Here is an 18,681-nt window from a genome sequence, read left to right as displayed (position 1 = left end):
GCGTCGCGCAGGGCGAGCGCGGCTGAGATGCGCAGCAGCGGGCCAGATGCAGGTTAAACGCGAAGCGGCAAATTCCATCAGTCGGCGCGCTCGGCCAGCAGCGTCCTGATGCGGTCGGCATCCTCAGGCGTCGCCGGATTGTAGACGATCATGCTGAGATCGGAGCGGCCCTCGACATTGAAGCTCGAATATTCGAACGACATGGTGCCGTGAACGGGATGCCGCAGCCGCTTGGTGCCATCGCCATGATGGCGCACGTCGTTGTCGCGCCAGAGCGCCGCGAACTCGGGACTGGTGCGGCAGAGCTCGTCGACGAAATCGGCGACATGCGAGACCGCGCCCGCGCGGGCGGCGTCCGCCCGAAACGCCGCCACCACGAAGCGGGCCACACTGTCCCAATCGTACTGCGCGGCACGCACGCGCGGATCGCAGAAGATGAAGCGCAGAATGTTGCGCTGTCCCGGCGGGATCGCGCCATAGTCCGTCAGCACGGCGGTCGCGGCCCGATTCCAGGCGACGACATCCCAGGTCGCGGTCCGCACCAGCGCCGGGCTGAATGCGAGTGCATCCAGCACGCGCTGCAGCCGCGGTGAGACGCCGTCGCTCGCCTGGTAGCGCACCTCGGGCGGGCGGCCGAGGCCGATCAGGAACAGATGCTCGCGCTCGACATCGGTCAGCATCAGGGCGCGGGCGATGCGGTCGAGCACGTCGGCCGATGGCGCGCCGCCGCGGCCCTGCTCAAGCCAGGTGTACCAGGTCGGACTGATATTGGCGCGCTGCGCCACCTCCTCGCGCCGCAGCCCGGGCGTACGCCTGCGGCTGCCACTGAGGCCGAACGCGGCCGCATCCAGCCGGGTGCGGCGATCCTTCAGATAGGCCCCGAGCAGGTTTTCGGCCGAAGCGGTTTCGCTCATCCTGTTAGCTATTATACCCCGATAAGGTCACTACTTTACCCGGATAACCCTAGCGCAGATGGTCCTCTCCACCAACCCTATTCCGATCCCTGGAGACTGCTTATGCGTGTATTCGTCACTGGCGCCACCGGCTTCGTCGGCTCCGCCGTCGTTCGGGACCTGATCGCCGCCGGCCACAGCGTCACCGGTCTTGCCCGAACGGATGAAGGAGCGGCCGCCGTCACCGCGTTGGGAGCCGAGGTCCATCGCGGCTCGCTGGAGGACCACACCTCCCTGCGCGGCGGTGCGGCCGCCTCCGATGGTGTGCTCCACCTCGCCTTCAATCACGACTTCTCGAAATTCGCAGACAATTGCGAGCTCGACCGCCGCGCCATCCTCGCGCTCGGCGAGGCGCTGAAGGGCTCCGAGCGTCCGCTCATCGTCACGTCGGGCGTGGCATTGCTTGCGCCCGGGCGGCTCGCGACCGAGGACGATGCGGCGGCCCGCAACTTTCCGCGCGTCTCGGAAGCGACCGCCGAAGATCTCAGGGAACGCGGCGTCCGCGCCGGCATCGTGCGGTTGCCGCCCACGACCCATGGCGAGGGTGATCACGGTTTTGTGCCGCGCCTGATCGCGATTGCTCGCGAGAAAGGAGCCGCAGCCTATATCGGCGACGGCATGAACCGTTGGCCAGCCGCCCATCGCGTCGACGCCGCACGCGTCTATCGGCTCGCGCTGGAGCACGGTGTATCCGCTCGCCGCTATCACGCGATCGCCGAGGAAGGCGTGCCGTTCAAGGTGATCGCGGAGGTGATCGGCAAACGGCTCGGCGTGCCCGTGGTCTCGAAATCCGCTGATGAAGCCGAGCAGCATTTCGGCTGGTTCGCGCGATTTGCCGCCATCGACGTTCCGGCCTCGAGCGCGAAGACGCGCGCCCTGCTCGGCTGGGCGCCGCAAGAAAAAGGGCTGATCGAGGATCTCGACCAGCCCTATTATTTCCAGGCCTGACGGCGCTCAGCGCCGCCGTCAGCAGCCTGCAGATCAGTCCGTCGTAATTGCGGTTTCCATGTCGGTCGGATCGATCTGCCGGCTCAGCCCCGCGTTGAGCTTGTCGCGGTCGAGCTCACCCTCCCACCAGGCGACGATCACGCAGGCCACGCCGTTGCCGCAGAGATTGGTCAGCGCGCGGCATTCGCTCATGAACTTGTCGATGCCGAGCACGATCGCCATGCCCGGCACGAGGCGCGGGTCGACCACGGCAAGCGTCGCGGCCAGCGTGATGAAGCCCGCGCCGGTGATGCCGGAGGCGCCCTTCGACGTCAGCATCGCCACGACCAGGATCGTGAGCTGCTGGCCGAAGGAGAGATCGAAACCGAGTGCCTGCGCGATGAACAGCGTCGCCAGCGTCATGTAGATGTTGGTACCGTCCAGATTGAACGAGTAGCCCGTGGGCACCACGAGGCCGACCACCGACTTGGAGCAGCCGAGCCGTTCCAGCTTCTCCATCAAGGACGGCAGCGCGCTTTCCGACGACGAGGTGCCGAGCACGATCAGGAGCTCGTCCTTGATGTAGGCCAGGAACTTGAAGATCGAGAAGCCGGCCAGGCGCGCGATGATGCCGAGCACGACGAACACGAACAGCGCGGCCGTGACGTAGAAGGTCGCGATCAGCCCGATCAAATTGAGGATCGCACCGGTGCCGAACTTGCCGATGGTGTAGGCCATCGCGCCGAACGCACCGATCGGCGCCGCGCGCATCACGATGGAGATGACGCCGAACACCGCGTGCGCGGCATCGTCGATGAACGAGCGGATCGTGTGGCCGCGCTCACCGAGGCTCATGATCGCGAAGCCGAACAGCACCGAGAACAGCAACACCTGGAGGATCTCGCCTTGGGCAAAGGCGCCGACCACGGTGTCCGGAATGATGTGCAGCACGAAGTCGACGGACTTCTGGCCGGCTGCCTGCTTGGCGTAGGTCGCAACGGCCGCCTCGTTTGCCGCCGCATTGCCGAAGCCCGCGCCCGGCCTCACCAGGTTGCCGATAATGAGTCCGATCACCAGGGCGAAGGTCGAGACGACCTCGAAATAGACCAGCGCCTTGACGCCGATGCGTCCGACCTTCTTGGCGTCCTGGATGTGGGCGATGCCCGAGACAACGGTGCAGAAGATGATCGGGGCGATCACCATCTTGATCAGCTTGATGAAGCCGTCGCCGAGCGCCTTGATCCAGTCGTTGGTGGCAACCGTCGGCCAGAGCCAGCCGACGATGGCGCCGAGCACGATGGCGATCAGCACCTGGACGTAAAGAACCTTGTACCACGGCTTGGCAGCGGCCGGCGCGACCGGCGTCCCCGCCATCGTTGTCGTTGTCATTGTTTCACTCCCCCTCGAAACGCCGGGCCAGCCAAGATCAACTTGGCCGGCCCTGTCAATTGGAACTGCTCGTTCTTGCGCGCTTTACCCGCGGCGATCGACAATCCGGCGAGCCGCCGGCATCAGCGTCGCGCCCAGCGCGTTCTTGACCAGCGAGGCCGCGATGAACGGCGCAAGCCCGACCTGCCAGGCCTTGGACGCGCCAAGACCGAGGCCAAAGGCCAGCCAGCCGAACCCGGCGGCCAGAATGACGATATGGCCAACGGCCATCGCGGCAAACAGCAACACCACGCTGCGATCCCAGCCGCGCTCGGCGAGCCAGCCGGTCACAAAAGCCGCAGCGATGAAGCCGAACAGATAGCCGGCGGTCGGGCCGACCAGCGGCGCAATTCCACCCACGGGACCTGCGAATACCGGCAGGCCGAGCGCGCCCTCGGCGAGGTAGGCGATCATGGTTGCGCTGCCAAGGCGCCAGCCATAGGCCGCGCCGATCATCAGCACCACCAGCGTCTGCAACGTCATGGGGACGTAAGGCAGCGGCAGGTTCACCTTGGCCGACAGCGCCAGCAGCGCCGTGCCGAGCGCGACCAGCACGAAGGCGCGCAGTGCCCCCACGGTTTCACCCGGCCGGGTTGGCCACATCAATGCGGCGAGAGAAGAATGCGGTGCAGCAGCGGACGGGACGGATCGGTCAGACAAGATGAACTCCGGAGGTGGGACGAAAACTTCCGGCTATTTAAGCCAGTGAGCGATCCGGTCAACGGCCTCCCGCATCTCCGCCGCCGAACGCGCATAAGAGAACCGGATGAACGAGCGGCCATGGATGGGATCGAAATCGAGGCCCGGCGTTGCCGCGACATGGGCCTGTTCCAGCATCTGCTTGGCGAACTCGAAACTGTCGGAGGTGAAGTCCGAGACATCGGCATAGAGATAGAAGGCGCCGTCGGCCGGCAGGAACCTGGTGAGGCCGGCCTTGGGCAATCCCTCGATCAGGATGCGCCGGTTTTCCTGATAGCCGTGCTTGATCTCCTCCATTTCGGCCGCGCCGTCGAAGGCGGCCTCGGCCGCGATCTGCGACAGCGACGGCACCGAGATCGACAGGTTCTGCTGCAGCCGCTCGATCGGCCGCACCAGGATCTCCGGCACGACCATCCAGCCGACGCGCCAGCCCGTCATGCAAAAATACTTCGAGAACGAGTTGATCACGAGTGCGTGGTCCGACAGCGCCGCCGCCGTCACCGCCGGAAACGCATAGTCGAGCCCGTGATAGATCTCGTCCGAGATGAAGCGGATCTTGGCGTCTTCGGCCGCCGCGATCAGGCCGGACAGCGCCTCGCGGGACATCATCGTTCCCGTCGGATTGGCGGGGCTGCCGACCAGCACACCCTTCAGCGGCGCCTTGCGATGGGCGGCAAGCAGCGCCTCGCCGGTGAGCGCGTGACGCGTCTCGTTCGTGGTCTCGATCAGCACCGGCTCGCAGCCGAGCGCGGTGAGGATGTGGCGGTACGGCGGATAGCCCGGCACCGTCACGGCGACGCGGTCGCCAGGCTCGAACATCGACAGGAAGGCGAGGATGAAGCCGCCCGAGGAGCCCGTCGTCACCACGATCCGCTCGGCGCTGACGTCACAGCCATGGGCATCGCGATAGTGCCGCGCGATGCGCTCGCGCAGGCTGGGGATGCCGAGCGCGGAGGTATAATCGATCCGTCCCGCCTCGAGCGCCGCGTGAGCGGCCGCAATCGCGGTCTTCGGCGCGCCGGCCGCGGGCTGGCCGACCTCCATATGGATGACATGGCCCCCGGCGGCCTCGATTCGGGCCGCCGCGGCCATCACGTCCATGACCATGAACGGGGGAACATCGCTACGGCGGGAGGGCTCGAGCCACTGCCCCAACCGGTTCCTCAATGTCGCATCGTGCATCGATTTCTGCTATTTCGCTGGCGGACCGGCCCGTCCGGTCCGGGAAACGGGGCGCTTGCGCCCCAGACTGGCCGCATTGTACGGCTCATAAGGGGTAAGGCTCATAGGCCATATCGCGTATCCGGTCCGCCGCCAATCGCCAAAACCAATCACGAAACTGCTTGCCAAGATCTCTTGCCAAGACCGCTTGACCAAGACCGCTTGATGTTGCTCCAGATCGCATTGCGCAAAAAGGCCTCCGCCCTCACCGCCGTCGTCACCGCCGCGGCGATCGCTTTGCTGCCGCTCCCGGCGGCGCAGGCACAGCAGAAGGGCCCGCCGGTCCTGCGCGACACCGAGACCGAGCAGTTGCTGCGCGAATATACCCGCCCGATCCTGCGCGCCGCCGGTCTGGAGAAGCAGAACATCCAGATGGTGATCATCAACGACGGCTCGTTCAACGCGTTCGTCGCGGACGGCCGCCGCATCTTCGTCAATTACGGCGCGATCCTCCAATCGGAAACGCCGAACCAGATCATCGGCGTGCTCGCGCACGAGACCGGGCATCTGGCCGGCGGCCATCTGTCCAAGCTGCGTGAGCAGCTCGCCAGCGCGCAGACCCAGATGATCATCGCGATGCTGCTCGGCGCCGGCGCGATCGCCGCAGGCAGCGCCCGCGGCGGCAACGCCGGCAACAACGGTCTCGCCAATGCCGGCGCGGCCGCGATCGCCGGACCGCAGGAGATGATCCGCCGCACGCTGTTGTCCTATCAGCGCCAGCAGGAGGAGAACGCCGACCGCGCCGGCGTGAAATTCCTGACCGCGACCCAGCAGTCGCCGAAGGGCATGTACGAGACGTTCAAGCGCTTCACCAGCGAGAGCCTGTTCGCGGCGCGCGGCGCCGATCCCTATCTCCAGTCGCACCCGATGCCCGCCGAACGCGTCGCCTCGCTCCAGGAGTTCGCCAGCTCCAGCCCCTATTGGGACAAGAAGGACGATCCCGCACTCCAGCTCCGCCACGATATGGTGCGCGCCAAGATCTCCGCCTTCATGGAGCGGCCGGAGACGGTGTACCGTCGCTATCCCCAGACCAACGACAGCTTGCCGGCACGCTATGCCCGCGCCATCAGCACCTATCTGCACGGCGATCTGCGCAGCGCGCTCGCCCAGGTCGACGCACTGATCCAGGTCCAGCCGAACAACCCGTACTTCTACGAGGTGCGCGGCCAGGCCCTGCTCGAGAGCGGCAAGCCGGCCGAGGCGATCCCTGCCCTGCGCAAGGCCGTCGCGCTATCGAGCAATTCACCCCTCATCGAGATGTTACTTGGGCAGGCTCTGGTTGGAACCGATAATAAGGCTTACACCGACGATGCCGTTCGGATTCTCCGCGCCGCGGTGGCGCGGGAGCCCGAGGCGCCGCTCGGCTATACCCAGCTCGCGATGGCTTATGGCCGGAAGGGAGATTATGCCGAGGCGGATCTCGCGTCGGCGCAGGCCGCCTACTTGCGCGGCGACAACAAGACCGCCCGCGAGCTCGCCACGCGCGCGAAAACCCGTTTCGCCGTCGGCACGCCCGGATGGGTCAAGGCCGACGACATCGTGGCAGCCAAGCCGCCGCGCAACTAGCCAGAACGACGCCAGACACCACGACGTCACGACACCGAACTTTGAGCCCGCCGGGACGTTTTCCGAAACCTGCTTTGGATAAGAGGATTTGCCTATGCCTTCGCTGCGTCTGCTTGCTCCCGCGCTGTTTGCGCTCGCCATGTTCGGCGCAGCCGCGCCCGCGTCGGCCGACAGCTTCTCCGATGCCCAGCGCACCGACATCGAGGCGATCATCAAGAACTACCTCGTCACCCATCCCGAGGTGCTCGAGGAGGCGATGACCGAGCTCAGCAAGCGCCAGGCCGCGGCCGAAACCCAGAAGCACGAGGCCAGCATCGCGCAGAACGCGGACGCGATCTTCAACTCGCCGCGCCAGGTCGTGCTTGGCAACAAGGAGGGCGACGTCACCTTCGTCGAGTTCTTCGACTACAACTGCGGCTACTGCAAACGCGCGATGGGCGACATGCTCGATCTCATGAAGAGCGATCCGAAGCTGAAGGTCGTGCTGAAGGAGTTTCCGGTGCTGAGCCAGGGCTCCGTCGAGGCCGCCCAGGTCGCCGTCGCCGTGCGCATGCAGGATCCCACCGGCAAGAAATATCTCGACTTCCACCAGAAGCTGCTCGGCGGCCGCGGCGCGGCCGACAAGGCACGCGCGCTGCAGGCGGCCAAGGAGGCCGGACTCGACACCGCGAAAATCGAGAAGGATCTCGCCAGCCCCGAGGTGCGCGCCACCATCGAGGAGAACTTCAAGCTCGCCGAGGCGATGGGCATGAACGGCACGCCGAGCTACGTGATCGGCAAGCAGATCGTGATTGGCGCCATCGGTCTCGAAGGCCTCAAGGAGAAGATCGGCGTTGCCCGCTGCGGCAAGGCAACCTGCTGATCACGCGCTTCACAACTCACGCACGCAACGAGGCCGGCTGAAAAGCCGGCCTTTTTGCTGCGCCAAACAATGGCGCGATCCGGCACAATCATTCATCCGGCGTTCAACAAACAAATGCCGCGGAACCGCCGATGTTCCGGAACAACCGATATCTCCTTTCGTTGTTGGCGCGGGCAATGACGCAAATAAACACGTGAGGAGAATCTAAATGTTGAACCGCTTTATGATCTCTGTTGCCGCGCTTGCACTCGTCGCCGGCACCGGACTGGCGAACGCACAGGGCACCATGAACCGCGAGAGCGGCGGCGCCGGCGCGCAGCCCGCGCAGCAAACACAGCCGTCGGGCGGTGCGGCCGAGCGCGGCGCCACGGGCAAGGACTCCGTGACGAAGGAAAAGGGCACCGTTGGTCAGGCTGGCGGCGCCAGCGCCTCGAAGCCGGGTGCAGCCGCGGAAGACAAGGCGTCCGGGGCGATGAAGGACGAGCGCCCGGGCGGCGCGATGCACAAGAACGCCGCCGAGGACAAGGCCGGCGCGACCAAGGGCCAGCGTACCGACGAACGCGCGCAGGGTCAGATGGACAAGTCGCAGCAGGACAAGTCCAAGAGCATGAGCCAGGATACGACCAAGTCCGGCACCAAGGACCACAAGGACATGAAGGCTGAGGACAACAAGGCCGGCACGTCCACCAAGAGCAACGCCGAGAACCGCCCAGGCTCGGGCACCTCGACCGACATGAAGGCCGAGGGCAAGAGTTCGACCTCGTCCTCGACGACGGTCGGCCAGGCCGGCGCTGCCGCCAAGCTCTCGACCGAGCAGCGGACCCAGATCACGTCCGTGATCCGCGAGGAGCGCGTGGCCCCCGTGACCAACGTGAACTTCTCGATCGCGGTCGGCACCCGCGTGCCGCGCGAGGGTATCGAGCTGCATGCCCTGCCGTCCCGCGTCGTGTCGATCTATCCGGAGTGGCGCAGCTACCGCTACGTGCTGGTCCGCGAGCAGATCGTGATCATCGATCCGAATACCTATGAGATCGTCGCGATCCTCGACGTCTAAGGCCGGATGACGGCAACCTCAGGGGCGGGCAGCGATGCCCGCCCCTTTGCGTTCGGCCGACAGCCATGCTTTTGACTGGTTAACAAGCAATTTCCATAGCTTCCGCACAGGTTTTTGCACCCCGGATGAGGTGCCTGAAGGCCTCTGGGAGGTCCTTCAAGGCTTCCCCTAGGGCGCTTTGTTACCTATAACCCCGCCACGCCGAAACACCTCTTACGGGATTGGAATGGCCGAACCAGCAACCGACACGATCCTCGTTCTCAACGGGCCGAACCTCAACATGTTGGGGACGCGCGAGCCCGAAAAGTATGGTCACGCGACCTTGGCCGACGTCGAGGCGCTGTGCCGGGAGACGGCGGCATCATTCGGTCTCAAGGCCGACTGCCGTCAATCCAACCGCGAGGGCGAGTTGATCGACTTCATCCACGAAGCGCATGCGCGCAAGATGAAGGGCATCATCATCAATGCCGGCGGCTATTCGCACACCTCGATCGCCCTGCACGATGCGCTGCTCGCTGTGCAGATCCCGACGGTCGAAGTGCACGTGACCAACATCCACGCCCGCGAGAGCTTCCGTCATCACTCCTACACCGCGCGCGCGGCCTTCGCCTCGCTCTGCGGTTTCGGCATCGAGGGCTACCGCCTCGCCATCCAGGGCCTTGCCGCCAAGCTCGGCCTCAAGCCCAAAGCCTGACGCTCCCTCCCCACACAGAACATTCGGATCAAGAACATGGCGCGCCAGCCAGACGACAAAGCAGCCGCAAAGTTTTCCAGCGAGGATTCCGCGCTCGTCCGCGAGCTCGCCCTGCTGCTCGATGAGACCAGCCTCACCGAGATCGAGATCGAGCGCGCGGGCCTGCGCCTGCGCGTCGCCCGCAACATCAGCGTTGCCGCGACCATGCCGATGCCGGTCGCTGCCGCTGCCGCCGGCCTGCCGGTGGCCACGGCCGCGCCCGCTGTTGCCGCGGCGGCCGACCTGTCGAAGCATCCCGGCGCCGTCACCTCGCCGATGGTCGGCACCGCCTACTGGGCGCCGGAGCCCGGCGCCAAGCCGTTCATCGAGGTCGGCAGCAAGGTCTCGGTCGGTCAGACGCTGCTGATCATCGAAGCCATGAAGACCATGAACCAGATCCCCTCGTTGCGCGCCGGCACGGTGACGCAGATCCTGGTCGAGGACGGCCAGCCGGTCGAGTTCGGTGAGCCGCTCGTCATCATTGAGTAACGGCCAGGGCAGCTCAGCTGCCCCCGTCGCATTTCGCGCGCCAGTCCCTTAAGGACATCATGTTCGACAAGATCCTCATAGCCAATCGCGGCGAGATCGCCCTTCGCATCCTCAGGGCCTGCAAGGAGCTCGGGATCGCGACCGTCGCTGTGCACTCCACCGCCGACGCCGACGCGATGCATGTACGCCTGTCGGATGAGAGCGTGTGCATCGGACCGCCGCCGTCCAAGGACAGCTATCTCAATGTGCCCGCGCTGCTCGCGGCCTGCGAGATCACCGGGGCGGACGCCGTGCATCCCGGCTACGGCTTCCTGTCCGAGAACGCGCGCTTCGCGGAAATCCTCTCCGAGCACAATCTGCATTTCATCGGCCCCAAGGCCGAGCATATCCGCCTGATGGGCGACAAGATCGAGGCCAAGAAGACCGCCAAGAAACTCGGCATCCCCGTGGTGCCCGGCTCCGACGGCGCGGTCGGTCCCGACGACGATGCGGTGGGGATCGCCAGGAAGATCGGCTTCCCGGTGCTGGTGAAGGCGGCGGCGGGCGGCGGTGGCCGCGGCATGAAGGTCGCGCACAGCGAGGCCGACCTCCTGATGGCGCTGTCGACAGCGGCCAATGAGGCCAAATCCGCCTTCGGCGATGCGTCCGTCTACCTCGAAAAATATCTCCAGAAGCCGCGCCATATCGAGATCCAGATCCTCGGCGACGGCCGCGGCGGCGCGATCCATCTCGGTGAGCGCGATTGCTCGCTGCAGCGCCGCCACCAGAAGGTCTGGGAGGAAGGCCCCTCGCCCGTCCTCTCCGCCGCCGCGCGCGCCAAGATCGGCGAGACCTGTGCGAAGGCGATGCGCGAGATGAAATATCTCGGCGTCGGCACCATCGAGTTCCTGTTCGAGGACGGCGAGTTCTACTTCATCGAGATGAACACCCGCATCCAGGTCGAGCATCCCGTCACCGAGAGCATCACCGACATCGACCTCGTGCTGGAGCAGATCCGCATCGCCGCCGGCGGCGAGCTGCCGGCGAGGCAGGAGGAAGTCCAGGTCATCGGCCACGCGATCGAATGCCGCATCAACGCCGAAAATCCGGTGACCTTCCGCCCCTCGCCCGGCCGGATCCTGCAATATCATCCGCCAGGGGGCCTCGGCGTCCGGATCGATTCCGCCGTCTACCAAGGCTACACGATCCCGCCTTATTACGACTCGCTCGTCGGCAAGCTGATCGTGCACGGCAAGACGCGCGCCGAATGCCTGATGCGGCTGCGCCGGGCGCTGGACGAAATGGTGGTCGAAGGCATCGAGACCACGCTGCCGCTGTTCCGCGCGCTGGTGCGCGAAGACGACATCATCAACGGCGACTACCACATCCACTGGCTGGAGCAGTACCTGGCCGGCAAGGCGGAACCCGCTGCGAAATAGTCTTCCCGCCCCGTGGAACCCTCTCGCCCCAATCGCGTTCTGGACGGTTGGGCAGTTCCAAGGGGGCGTTTTGAACTCCACCGGCGTAACAGGGCGAGACCGTCGTGACCGCTGAGGCGCAGCGGCGGCGCGCATTTTGGCAGATCCTGCTGTTCGCTGCGGGCCTTCTGGTGCTGACCGTGATCAGCGCCGGCTCCGTCTATCTCGTCAACAAGGCGCGGGAAGACAGCAAATCGGTCGTCCACACCATCGAGGTGGAGAACCAGATCAACACCCTGCTGCTCGAAGTCCGACGCGCCGAGAGCAGCGCCCGCGGCTTTCTCCTGACGCAGGGACCGGATTTCCAGTCGGATCACGAGAAGGCCGTCGCGGCGATCATTCCGGCGCTCGACAAGCTCACGCGCCAGATCGGCGACAATCCGGCGCAACGCGACAGCATCGAGAAGCTGAGCGCGGCGATCGAGACCCGGCTCGACCAGTTCTCGCGCGAGATGAATTTCGTGAAGCAGGGTCAACCCGACAAGGCCACGGCGCTGATCCGCGAGGCCGCCGCCGGCAACACTACAACCACGATCAGCAACCTGGCCAACGCGATGACCCGCGAAGAGGAACGACTGTTCCGGATTCGCACCGCCAACTCCGACCAGAGCCAGACGCTGGCCGCGTCGATGACCGGCATCGGCTCCGGCCTCGTCGTGGTGCTGGCCCTGATCTCGATCTGGCTGGTGCGGCGCTCGGCCCGCGCCCGTGACGAGGCCGAAATGCGCCTGCGCGATGCCAACGTCAACCTGGAGACCGTCGTCGACGAGCGTACGGCAGACCTGCGCGAGGCCAACAACGAAATCCAGCGCTTTGCCTATATCGTCAGCCACGATTTGCGCTCGCCGCTCGTCAACATCATGGGCTTCACCAGCGAACTCGAAGAGCTCGGCGGCGACATTTTCCGCCGCATCGGCAGCCTTACCCGCGTCCCGGCCGACGGGCCCCCCCTGGCCCCGGGCGAGATCGCGCTCGAAGGCCCCGACCAGCAGCTTTCAGCGGACTTCTCCGAGGCGCTCGGCTTCATCAAATCGTCGATCGCCAAGATGGACCGGCTGATCTCGGCGATCCTCAACCTCACCCGCGAGGGCCGGCGCGAATTCCAGCCGGAGAAGATCGACATCCGCGAGTTTGTCGAGGCCATCGTGTCGACACTGGCGCATCAGGCGGTGGAAGCGCAGGCCGAGATCCACATCGCGCCCCTGCCGAATATCGTCAGCGACCGCCTTGCGCTGGAGCAGATCTTCTCCAATCTGATCGACAACGCGATCAAATATCTCAAGAGCGGGGAGCCCGGAGAGATCAGAATTCGCGGGCGCACCAAGCTCGGCTACGCTATCTTCGAGATCAGCGACAACGGCCGCGGCATCGATCCAAAAGATCATCAGCGGATTTTCGACCTGTTCCGGCGCGCGGGAACCCAGGATAAGCCCGGACAGGGCATAGGTCTTGCACATGTGCGTGCACTTGTGCGCCGTCTCGGCGGCACCATGTCGGTATCGTCGGAACTGAACGCGGGCAGCACATTCACGATCACGCTGCCCGTCGCCTGGAACGCCAGCAACCGGAACGTAGATCGATGACGCAGCCTGTTACCATCATCATGATCGAGGACGACGAGGGGCACGCCCGGCTGATCGAGCGCAACATCCGTCGCTCCGGCGTCAACAACGAGATCATCCCGTTCGGCAACGGCACCGACGCGATGAGACACCTGTTCGGCGCCGACGGCAGCGGGCTTTCCCAGAAGGGAAATGCCCTCCTGATCCTGCTCGACCTCAACCTGCCCGACATGAGCGGGATCGACATTTTGAAGCAGATCAAGGAAAACAGTCATCTCAAGGCATCGCCCGTAGTCGTCCTCACGACCACAGACGACTCCCAGGAGATCAAGCGCTGCTACGAGCTCGGCTGCAACGTCTACATCACCAAACCCGTCAACTACGAGAATTTCGCCAACGCCATCCGGCAACTCGGGCTGTTCTTCTCGGTCATCCAGGTCCCGCCCGCCGCCACATGAACCAGAGAACGCCGACACTGCTGTATATCGACGACGACGACGCACTCGCGCGCCTGGTCGACCGCGGCCTGACGCGGCGCGGCTACAGGGTCGTTCATGCCGCGAGCGGCGAGGAAGGCCTCGAGCACATCCGCCGCGCCGGCGCCCAGGACAGCATCGAAAGCGGCATCGACGTCGTTGCGCTCGACCAGTACATGCCGGGTCTCGACGGCCTCGAGACGCTGGAGCAGATCATGGCGATCCCGGGCGCCCCACCCGTGGTGTTCGTCACCGCCTCGCAGGATTCCAGCATCGCGGTCACCGCGCTGAAGGCGGGCGCGGCCGATTACCTCGTCAAGGACGTCAAGGGCGACTTCATCCCCCTGCTTCACGTCGCGGCGGAGGGCGCGCTGCGCCAGGCCGAATTGCAGAATGCGCGCGAGGAGGCCGAAGCCGAGATCCACGCCTCGCGCGACCGCTATGCCGCGCTCGCCGCCGAGCGCGAGATGCTGCTGCGTGAGGTCAATCACCGCGTCGGCAATTCGCTCCAGATCATCGCCTCGCTGCTGCATCTTCAGGCGAGCTCCGCCGGGCAGGAAGAGGTCAAGGCCGCGCTGACCAACGCGATGGGCCGCGTCGCCGCGGTCGCGCAGGTGCACCGCCGCCTCTATACCTCGCAGGATCTCAAGAGCGTCGTCCTGAACCAGTACCTGGACTCGCTGCTCGAGGACCTGCGCCGTTCGGCCGAAGGTAACCGGATGTCGCGCCTGACGCTGAAGGCCGAGCCGATCGAGATCGATCCGGACCGCGCGGTCGCCGTCGGCATCATCGTCAACGAGCTGGTGATGAACGCGGTGAAATACGCCTATCCCGACGGGGCCGGCCCGATCCATGTCGAGCTGACCCTGCAGGGCGAGAATCTGCTGCTGGCGATTGCCGATGACGGCGTCGGCGACAACGTCAAGGCCGATCCGCGCTCCACCGGCATGGGCCAGCGCATCGTCGCGGCCATGGCCACCAAGCTCGACGCCTCGGTCGAGCGCGACCCCGCCCACAGCGGAACCCGCATCTTGCTGAGGTTCCCCCGCGTGCCCGTCGCGCCCGGCACGAGCAACAGCGCCGCCGCGAGCTGACCCGCGCCCCCATCGCAACCGCATTGCGATCCTGCTATTGTTGCACCATGACTTCGCGCGACTCCGCTTCGTCTGAAATTACGCCGGCCGTGCTGCTGCGCGCCTATGCCTGCGGCATCTTTCCGATGGCCGAGAGCGCCGACGATCCGACCCTGTTCTGGGTCGAGCCGGAATTGCGCGGCGTCATCCCGCTCGGCGGATTCCGCGTGGCCTCGCGGCTCGCGCGCACCGTGCGCTCGGATGGGTTTCGCGTGACCGTCAACACCGCGTTCAAGGCCACGATTGCCGGCTGCGCCGCGCCGCAGGCCGGGCGCGAGGACACCTGGATCAACAAGCGCATCCGCGACCTCTATGGCGGCCTGTTCGAGCTCGGCCATTGCCACAGCGTCGAGGCCTGGCAGGGCGACGACCTCGTCGGCGGACTCTACGGCGTGAGCCTGGGACGCGCCTTCTTCGGCGAGAGCATGTTTCACACCGCGCGCGATGCCTCGAAGGTCGCGCTGGTGCACCTGGTCGCGCGGCTCATCCATGGCGGTTTCGAGCTGCTCGACACGCAATATGTCACAGAGCATCTGAAGAACTTCGGTGCGGTCGAGATTCCGCGGCGGCGCTACACCGCGCTGCTCGACAAGGCGCTGGCGGGCGAGCCCGGCGATTTCCTCAAGCTCTCGCCCGGCGAGGCGATCCCCGGCGCTCGCGCGCTCGAGATCATCGCCTCGCGGCAATAGTCGATAGCCGGCTTAGCGGCCGAATCCGGGGATACCGAACAGGCCTGGCCGCTGCTCCGGTGGCGGGGGCGGCGGCGGTGCCGGTTGCTGCTGCTGGATCGGCGGCAATGGCTGCGGCGGACGCTGCTGCACGGCCTGCTTGGGCGCGGCCTTCTTCTGCGCGGGCGGCGGCGGCGCAGCCGGCTTGGTCGCGGGATCCGGTGCAGCCGTCGCAATGGTCTGCTGCGGCTCTTTGCAGTCGGTCAGCCAGATGTCGTAGATCGGATGCTCGACGCCGTGCAGGCCGGGGCTTGCCGCGTACATCCAGCCCGAGAAGATCCGCTTCACCTCGCCCTGCAAGGTGATCTCGTCGACCTCGACGAAGGCGTCGGTGTTGGCGGCTTCCGTCGCCGGCCTAGTGTAGCAGGCATCGGTCTTGACGCGCAGCGCGCCGAACTGGACGGTCTCGCCGATATCCTCGTCGAAATTGATGATGCGTCCGGTGATCTTGTCGAGGCCGGAGAAGGTCGCCTTCTTGTTCACGATCTTCTGGGCCGGCGGCTCGGTCACGACCTCGTCGCCCGGCTGCAGGCTCGCCGGCGTCTGCGGCACGGCACCGCCCGGCCCGCCCTTCTGCTGGGGCTGGCGCTGACCGGGCGCGCCCGGCTGGGGGGCGCCTGGCGGCGCGACCGCCACGGGCGGCGGCTGGTTCGGCGGAGCGACGGTGGAGCCTGGCGGCGGCGCCAAAGGCTGGGTCTCGACCGGCCCCGGCATGACATTGCCCTGACGTCCGGGCGGCGGCGCCATCGGACGCGATGGCAGCACGCGGCCCTGCGGCGGCAGCTCGGGGACCTCCTCGTCGTCGTCGGGCACCTGCGGCTGCGGCTGTCCGCGCGGAATGCTGCCGGGCGGCCGCAGCGGCGGCGGATCGGAGAAGATCGTGCCGATCTGCGCCTGTGAGGGCGTCGCAGCCGTGAGCGCAGTGGCGGCAAGAAGCGCCGCAAGACCTGTCAGGGTAAGGGTTCGAACCATCTTCTCGCGCGGCTTCAACAGCGAATCGGGCTTGCTGGACATTCTACAGGGGATACCGCCGCTCGCAGGCCATCCGGTTAACACGCCGAATACGGCGGGGAAAGGGCGGCATCCCTGCCCTGCCCGGCCCCGGCTGGCCAGACCACCGGCCGAATGGGATAGTCGGACGACCCTTCCCTGGGGGCCGAGGCAGGTCCCGCCCCCCGAACATGCCGTCCAACGATAACCAGAAGCCCCAAGGTCGCCCCCCCATGCCCGTTGTGCTCGATCCCGATGCCGCCGCCGTCTACATGGCCTTCCAGGAGGCCGGCCGCCCCGCCTACGAGACCCTGACCGCAGCGGAAGCGCGCGCCTATTACGCCCAGGCGCGCTTTGCCACCAACCCCGAGCCGCCCGAACTTGCCCGCGTTGCTCCGCTGGCGATCCCGGCGCCGCACGGCACCATCCCGGCCCGCATCTACGTGCCGAAGGACCCGCGCCGGCACGACGGCCTGTCGCCGGCGCTGGTGTTCTTCCATGGCGGCGGCTGGGTGATCGGCGATCTCGACTCCCATGACGTCGTCTGCCGCCAGCTTGCCGTCGAAGCCGCGCTGATCGTGATCTCGGTCGACTACCGCCTCGCGCCCGAGCACAAATTTCCCGCCGCGGCCGATGATGCGATCGCCGCGACCAAATGGATCGCCGCGAATGCGCGCGAGCTCGGCATCGACGCCTCCCGTCTCTCGATCGGCGGCGACAGCGCCGGCGGCAATCTCGCCGCGGTCGTCGCGCTCGCTGCGCGCGATGGCAACGGCCCTGCGATCGCCGGCCAGATCCTCATCTACCCGGCCGTCGATTTCGCCATGACGCACGGCTCCCACAGCGAGCCCGAGACCAGCGTGCTGCTGACCCATTCGGTGATCCGGTGGTTCCGTGACCATTACCTCAACGGCGCCGCCGACATCCACGACTGGCGCGCCTCGCCTGCGCGCGCGGAAAACCTTGCCGGCCTGCCGCCCGCTTATGTGCTGACCGCCGGCGCCGATCCCCTGCGCGACGAAGGCGACGAATATGCCGCGCGCCTGAAGCAGGCCGGCGTCAGCGTGACCTACAAGCACTTTCCCGGCCAATTCCATGGCTTCTTCACCATGGGCAAGTTGTTGCGAGAGGCCAATGTCGCGGTCAGCGAGATCGGCGCGTGGTTGAAGGGATTGGGCTGACGACGCCGTTGCGCATGGCTTCCAATCTTCAAACGATCTTCGCCATTCCCCTGCGCGGGCTGACATGGCTCGGCGACCAGGGCACGCGCGCCGTGGCGGCCATCGCCTTCATCGCGGTTGCGGTGCCGCCGCTCGGCGCGCTGCTGCGCCCCTACGTCACCGAAGCGATCTTCCTTCTGCTCTGCATCTCCTTCATGCGGGTCGACCTGGCGGCGCTCTACGGACATCTGCGCCGGCCGGCCCTGGTCGCGGCAGCCACGGCCTGGACCACGATCGGCGTGCCGCTGATCGTCGGGCTGCTCGCACATGTAAGCGGGCTCGACAGAAGCTCGCCCGGCCTCTTCCTCGCGCTGATGCTGCAGGGCATGGCCTCGCCGATGATGGCCGCCCCGGCGCTCGCAGCGCTCATGGGTCTCGATGCGACGCTTCCCCTGGTCGCGCTGGTGACCGCCACCGCGCTGGTGCCTTTCACGGCCTCGTTGTTCGCAAGCCTGTTTCTCGGCGGCATGCTCAGCATCTCGCCGCTCACGCTCGGCCTGAAGCTGCTCGGCATCCTCGCGGCATCGCTGCTGGCCGCGACCGTCATCCGCCGCTTGTTCGGCACTGAGACGATCCAGCGCCACAAGCGTCCGATCGACGGCATCAACATCGTCATCCTGCTGGTGTTCGCCTCGGCGGTGATGGGCGACGTCGCAACCGACTTCCTCGCCGCCCCCCTGTTCACGATCGGTGTCGCGCTGCTCGCCTTCGCGGTCTATTTCACCCTGCTCACCGTCACGACGCTGATCTTCCGCCGCGTCGGCTATGAGCGCGCCTTCGCGATCGGCCTGATGGTGTCACAGCGCAATCTCGGGCTGATGCTGGCCGCGACCGCGGGCGCACTGCCGGCCACAACCTGGCTCTACTTCGCGCTCACGCAGTTTCCAATTCATCTTGCGCCCTACCTCCTGACGCCGATCGCGCGCCGGCTGACGGCACACGCCGGTACCTCCGGCCGGGCAGCTGCAGATAGCCCGACCTAGGCATGTGCTCATAAATCCGGGGATGTCTGCTTTCGAGGGTGAACGGGACAGGCGGTCCCACTCTCGGAACTTCACACCCTGTGCCCCAGAGCGGCCATCAAGGAGACGACCCCAAAGTGGCTGGAGGAGTGGCGGCTTACGCTCGCTGGCGCTCAGGCGGGGTACTCCCGCCAACATGCGTCAATCCGCCACATAACCCC

The 18,681-nt window shown here is 66.2% G+C and carries 18 protein-coding genes; 13 read left to right on the top strand and 5 right to left on the bottom strand.

The window, feature by feature from the left end:
* Positions 1 to 77 precede the first annotated feature (77 nt).
* Positions 78 to 914, bottom strand: coding sequence for a helix-turn-helix transcriptional regulator (locus AAFG50_RS20325; RefSeq protein WP_011087073.1), 837 nt, complete (start codon positions 912 to 914; stop codon positions 78 to 80).
* Positions 915 to 1,016: 102 nt separating this feature from the next.
* On the opposite strand from AAFG50_RS20325, the gene AAFG50_RS20320 reads away from it, so the two are divergent.
* A complete protein-coding gene (locus AAFG50_RS20320) occupies positions 1,017 to 1,901 on the top strand; it encodes an SDR family oxidoreductase (protein WP_028171232.1) in 885 nt (294 codons plus the stop codon).
* Between the two features lie 33 nt (positions 1,902 to 1,934).
* Here the strand turns inward: AAFG50_RS20320 and AAFG50_RS20315 are convergent, their stop codons facing one another.
* The 3 genes from AAFG50_RS20315 to AAFG50_RS20305 all read right to left on the bottom strand — a co-directional run bounded on the left by AAFG50_RS20315 (position 1,935) and on the right by AAFG50_RS20305 (position 5,189).
* Positions 1,935 to 3,269 carry a dicarboxylate/amino acid:cation symporter gene (locus AAFG50_RS20315; protein WP_011087071.1) on the bottom strand — a complete coding sequence of 445 codons (1,335 nt, stop codon included), beginning with the start codon at positions 3,267 to 3,269 and terminating at the stop codon, positions 1,935 to 1,937.
* 84 nt (positions 3,270 to 3,353) lie between these two features.
* On the bottom strand, positions 3,354 to 3,911 hold the full coding sequence (locus AAFG50_RS20310; RefSeq protein ID WP_011087070.1) for a biotin transporter BioY: 558 nt from the start codon (positions 3,909 to 3,911) through the stop codon (positions 3,354 to 3,356).
* A gap of 90 nt (positions 3,912 to 4,001) precedes the next feature.
* Complete coding sequence (locus AAFG50_RS20305) at positions 4,002 to 5,189, bottom strand: aminotransferase class I/II-fold pyridoxal phosphate-dependent enzyme (RefSeq protein ID WP_028171231.1); 1,188 nt, start codon at positions 5,187 to 5,189, stop codon at positions 4,002 to 4,004.
* Between the two features lie 204 nt (positions 5,190 to 5,393).
* Between AAFG50_RS20305 and AAFG50_RS20300 the strand changes: the two genes are divergently transcribed.
* From AAFG50_RS20300 to aat, 10 genes are all read left to right on the top strand, one after another.
* The gene (locus AAFG50_RS20300; protein ID WP_028171230.1) at positions 5,394 to 6,794 is read left to right on the top strand and encodes a M48 family metalloprotease; all 1,401 of its coding nucleotides are present in this window, start codon (positions 5,394 to 5,396) and stop codon (positions 6,792 to 6,794) included.
* A 94-nt stretch (positions 6,795 to 6,888) separates the two neighbouring features.
* Positions 6,889 to 7,656 carry a DsbA family protein gene (locus AAFG50_RS20295; RefSeq protein WP_011087067.1) on the top strand — a complete coding sequence of 256 codons (768 nt, stop codon included), beginning with the start codon at positions 6,889 to 6,891 and terminating at the stop codon, positions 7,654 to 7,656.
* A gap of 208 nt (positions 7,657 to 7,864) precedes the next feature.
* Positions 7,865 to 8,710, top strand: a complete 846-nt coding sequence (locus tag AAFG50_RS20290) for a DUF1236 domain-containing protein (protein WP_011087066.1) — start codon at positions 7,865 to 7,867, stop codon at positions 8,708 to 8,710.
* Between the two features lie 226 nt (positions 8,711 to 8,936).
* A complete protein-coding gene (gene aroQ / locus AAFG50_RS20285) occupies positions 8,937 to 9,404 on the top strand; it encodes a type II 3-dehydroquinate dehydratase (protein ID WP_011087065.1) in 468 nt (155 codons plus the stop codon).
* A 36-nt stretch (positions 9,405 to 9,440) separates the two neighbouring features.
* Complete coding sequence (accB, locus tag AAFG50_RS20280; protein WP_028171229.1) at positions 9,441 to 9,932, top strand: acetyl-CoA carboxylase biotin carboxyl carrier protein; 492 nt, start codon at positions 9,441 to 9,443, stop codon at positions 9,930 to 9,932.
* 59 nt (positions 9,933 to 9,991) lie between these two features.
* On the top strand, positions 9,992 to 11,350 hold the full coding sequence (accC, locus tag AAFG50_RS20275; protein ID WP_028171228.1) for an acetyl-CoA carboxylase biotin carboxylase subunit: 1,359 nt from the start codon (positions 9,992 to 9,994) through the stop codon (positions 11,348 to 11,350).
* 104 nt (positions 11,351 to 11,454) lie between these two features.
* Positions 11,455 to 12,972 carry a CHASE3 domain-containing protein gene (locus tag AAFG50_RS20270; RefSeq protein WP_028171227.1) on the top strand — a complete coding sequence of 506 codons (1,518 nt, stop codon included), beginning with the start codon at positions 11,455 to 11,457 and terminating at the stop codon, positions 12,970 to 12,972.
* Positions 12,969 to 13,409 carry a response regulator gene (locus tag AAFG50_RS20265; RefSeq protein WP_011087061.1) on the top strand — a complete coding sequence of 147 codons (441 nt, stop codon included), beginning with the start codon at positions 12,969 to 12,971 and terminating at the stop codon, positions 13,407 to 13,409. Before AAFG50_RS20270 ends, AAFG50_RS20265 begins: the two co-directional genes overlap by 4 nt.
* Complete coding sequence (locus AAFG50_RS20260; RefSeq protein WP_028171226.1) at positions 13,406 to 14,521, top strand: histidine kinase dimerization/phosphoacceptor domain -containing protein; 1,116 nt, start codon at positions 13,406 to 13,408, stop codon at positions 14,519 to 14,521. The genes AAFG50_RS20265 and AAFG50_RS20260 overlap by 4 nt, the downstream gene beginning before the upstream one ends.
* Before the next feature lie 47 nt (positions 14,522 to 14,568).
* Positions 14,569 to 15,249, top strand: coding sequence for a leucyl/phenylalanyl-tRNA--protein transferase (gene aat, locus AAFG50_RS20255; RefSeq protein ID WP_028171225.1), 681 nt, complete (start codon positions 14,569 to 14,571; stop codon positions 15,247 to 15,249).
* A 12-nt stretch (positions 15,250 to 15,261) separates the two neighbouring features.
* Here aat and AAFG50_RS20250 read toward each other — a convergent pair whose 3' ends face one another.
* Positions 15,262 to 16,302 carry a DUF2155 domain-containing protein gene (locus tag AAFG50_RS20250; protein ID WP_028171224.1) on the bottom strand — a complete coding sequence of 347 codons (1,041 nt, stop codon included), beginning with the start codon at positions 16,300 to 16,302 and terminating at the stop codon, positions 15,262 to 15,264.
* Positions 16,303 to 16,511: 209 nt separating this feature from the next.
* On the opposite strand from AAFG50_RS20250, the gene AAFG50_RS20245 reads away from it, so the two are divergent.
* Complete coding sequence (locus AAFG50_RS20245) at positions 16,512 to 17,459, top strand: alpha/beta hydrolase (RefSeq protein ID WP_028171223.1); 948 nt, start codon at positions 16,512 to 16,514, stop codon at positions 17,457 to 17,459.
* Positions 17,460 to 17,473: 14 nt separating this feature from the next.
* On the top strand, positions 17,474 to 18,481 hold the full coding sequence (locus tag AAFG50_RS20240) for a Na+-dependent transporter (protein ID WP_028171222.1): 1,008 nt from the start codon (positions 17,474 to 17,476) through the stop codon (positions 18,479 to 18,481).
* Positions 18,482 to 18,681 lie beyond the last annotated feature (200 nt).

This window comes from Bradyrhizobium sp. B039 (genome assembly GCF_038965675.1).
GTDB lineage: Bacteria > Pseudomonadota > Alphaproteobacteria > Rhizobiales > Xanthobacteraceae > Bradyrhizobium > Bradyrhizobium diazoefficiens.
This window is presented reverse-complemented; position numbering and strand designations above follow the sequence as displayed.

Bases quoted from the DNA above. Each gene is read 5' to 3' on its own strand.
- accB (WP_028171229.1), top strand. From the start codon at position 9,441: ATGGCGCGCCAGCCAGACGACAAAGCAGCCGCAAAGTTTTCCAGCGAG.
- AAFG50_RS20295 (WP_011087067.1), top strand. From the start codon at position 6,889: ATGCCTTCGCTGCGTCTGCTTGCTCCCGCGCTGTTTGCGCTCGCCATG.
- aroQ (WP_011087065.1), top strand. From the start codon at position 8,937: ATGGCCGAACCAGCAACCGACACGATCCTCGTTCTCAACGGGCCGAAC.
- AAFG50_RS20325 (WP_011087073.1), bottom strand. From the start codon at position 914: ATGAGCGAAACCGCTTCGGCCGAAAACCTGCTCGGGGCCTATCTGAAG.
- AAFG50_RS20320 (WP_028171232.1), top strand. From the start codon at position 1,017: ATGCGTGTATTCGTCACTGGCGCCACCGGCTTCGTCGGCTCCGCCGTC.
- AAFG50_RS20290 (WP_011087066.1), top strand. From the start codon at position 7,865: ATGTTGAACCGCTTTATGATCTCTGTTGCCGCGCTTGCACTCGTCGCC.
- AAFG50_RS20300 (WP_028171230.1), top strand. From the start codon at position 5,394: ATGTTGCTCCAGATCGCATTGCGCAAAAAGGCCTCCGCCCTCACCGCC.
- accC (WP_028171228.1), top strand. From the start codon at position 9,992: ATGTTCGACAAGATCCTCATAGCCAATCGCGGCGAGATCGCCCTTCGC.
- AAFG50_RS20265 (WP_011087061.1), top strand. From the start codon at position 12,969: ATGACGCAGCCTGTTACCATCATCATGATCGAGGACGACGAGGGGCAC.
- AAFG50_RS20250 (WP_028171224.1), bottom strand. From the start codon at position 16,302: ATGTCCAGCAAGCCCGATTCGCTGTTGAAGCCGCGCGAGAAGATGGTT.
- AAFG50_RS20260 (WP_028171226.1), top strand. From the start codon at position 13,406: ATGAACCAGAGAACGCCGACACTGCTGTATATCGACGACGACGACGCA.
- AAFG50_RS20315 (WP_011087071.1), bottom strand. From the start codon at position 3,269: ATGACAACGACAACGATGGCGGGGACGCCGGTCGCGCCGGCCGCTGCC.
- aat (WP_028171225.1), top strand. From the start codon at position 14,569: ATGACTTCGCGCGACTCCGCTTCGTCTGAAATTACGCCGGCCGTGCTG.
- AAFG50_RS20305 (WP_028171231.1), bottom strand. From the start codon at position 5,189: ATGCACGATGCGACATTGAGGAACCGGTTGGGGCAGTGGCTCGAGCCC.
- AAFG50_RS20310 (WP_011087070.1), bottom strand. From the start codon at position 3,911: ATGTGGCCAACCCGGCCGGGTGAAACCGTGGGGGCACTGCGCGCCTTC.
- AAFG50_RS20245 (WP_028171223.1), top strand. From the start codon at position 16,512: ATGCCCGTTGTGCTCGATCCCGATGCCGCCGCCGTCTACATGGCCTTC.
- AAFG50_RS20240 (WP_028171222.1), top strand. From the start codon at position 17,474: ATGGCTTCCAATCTTCAAACGATCTTCGCCATTCCCCTGCGCGGGCTG.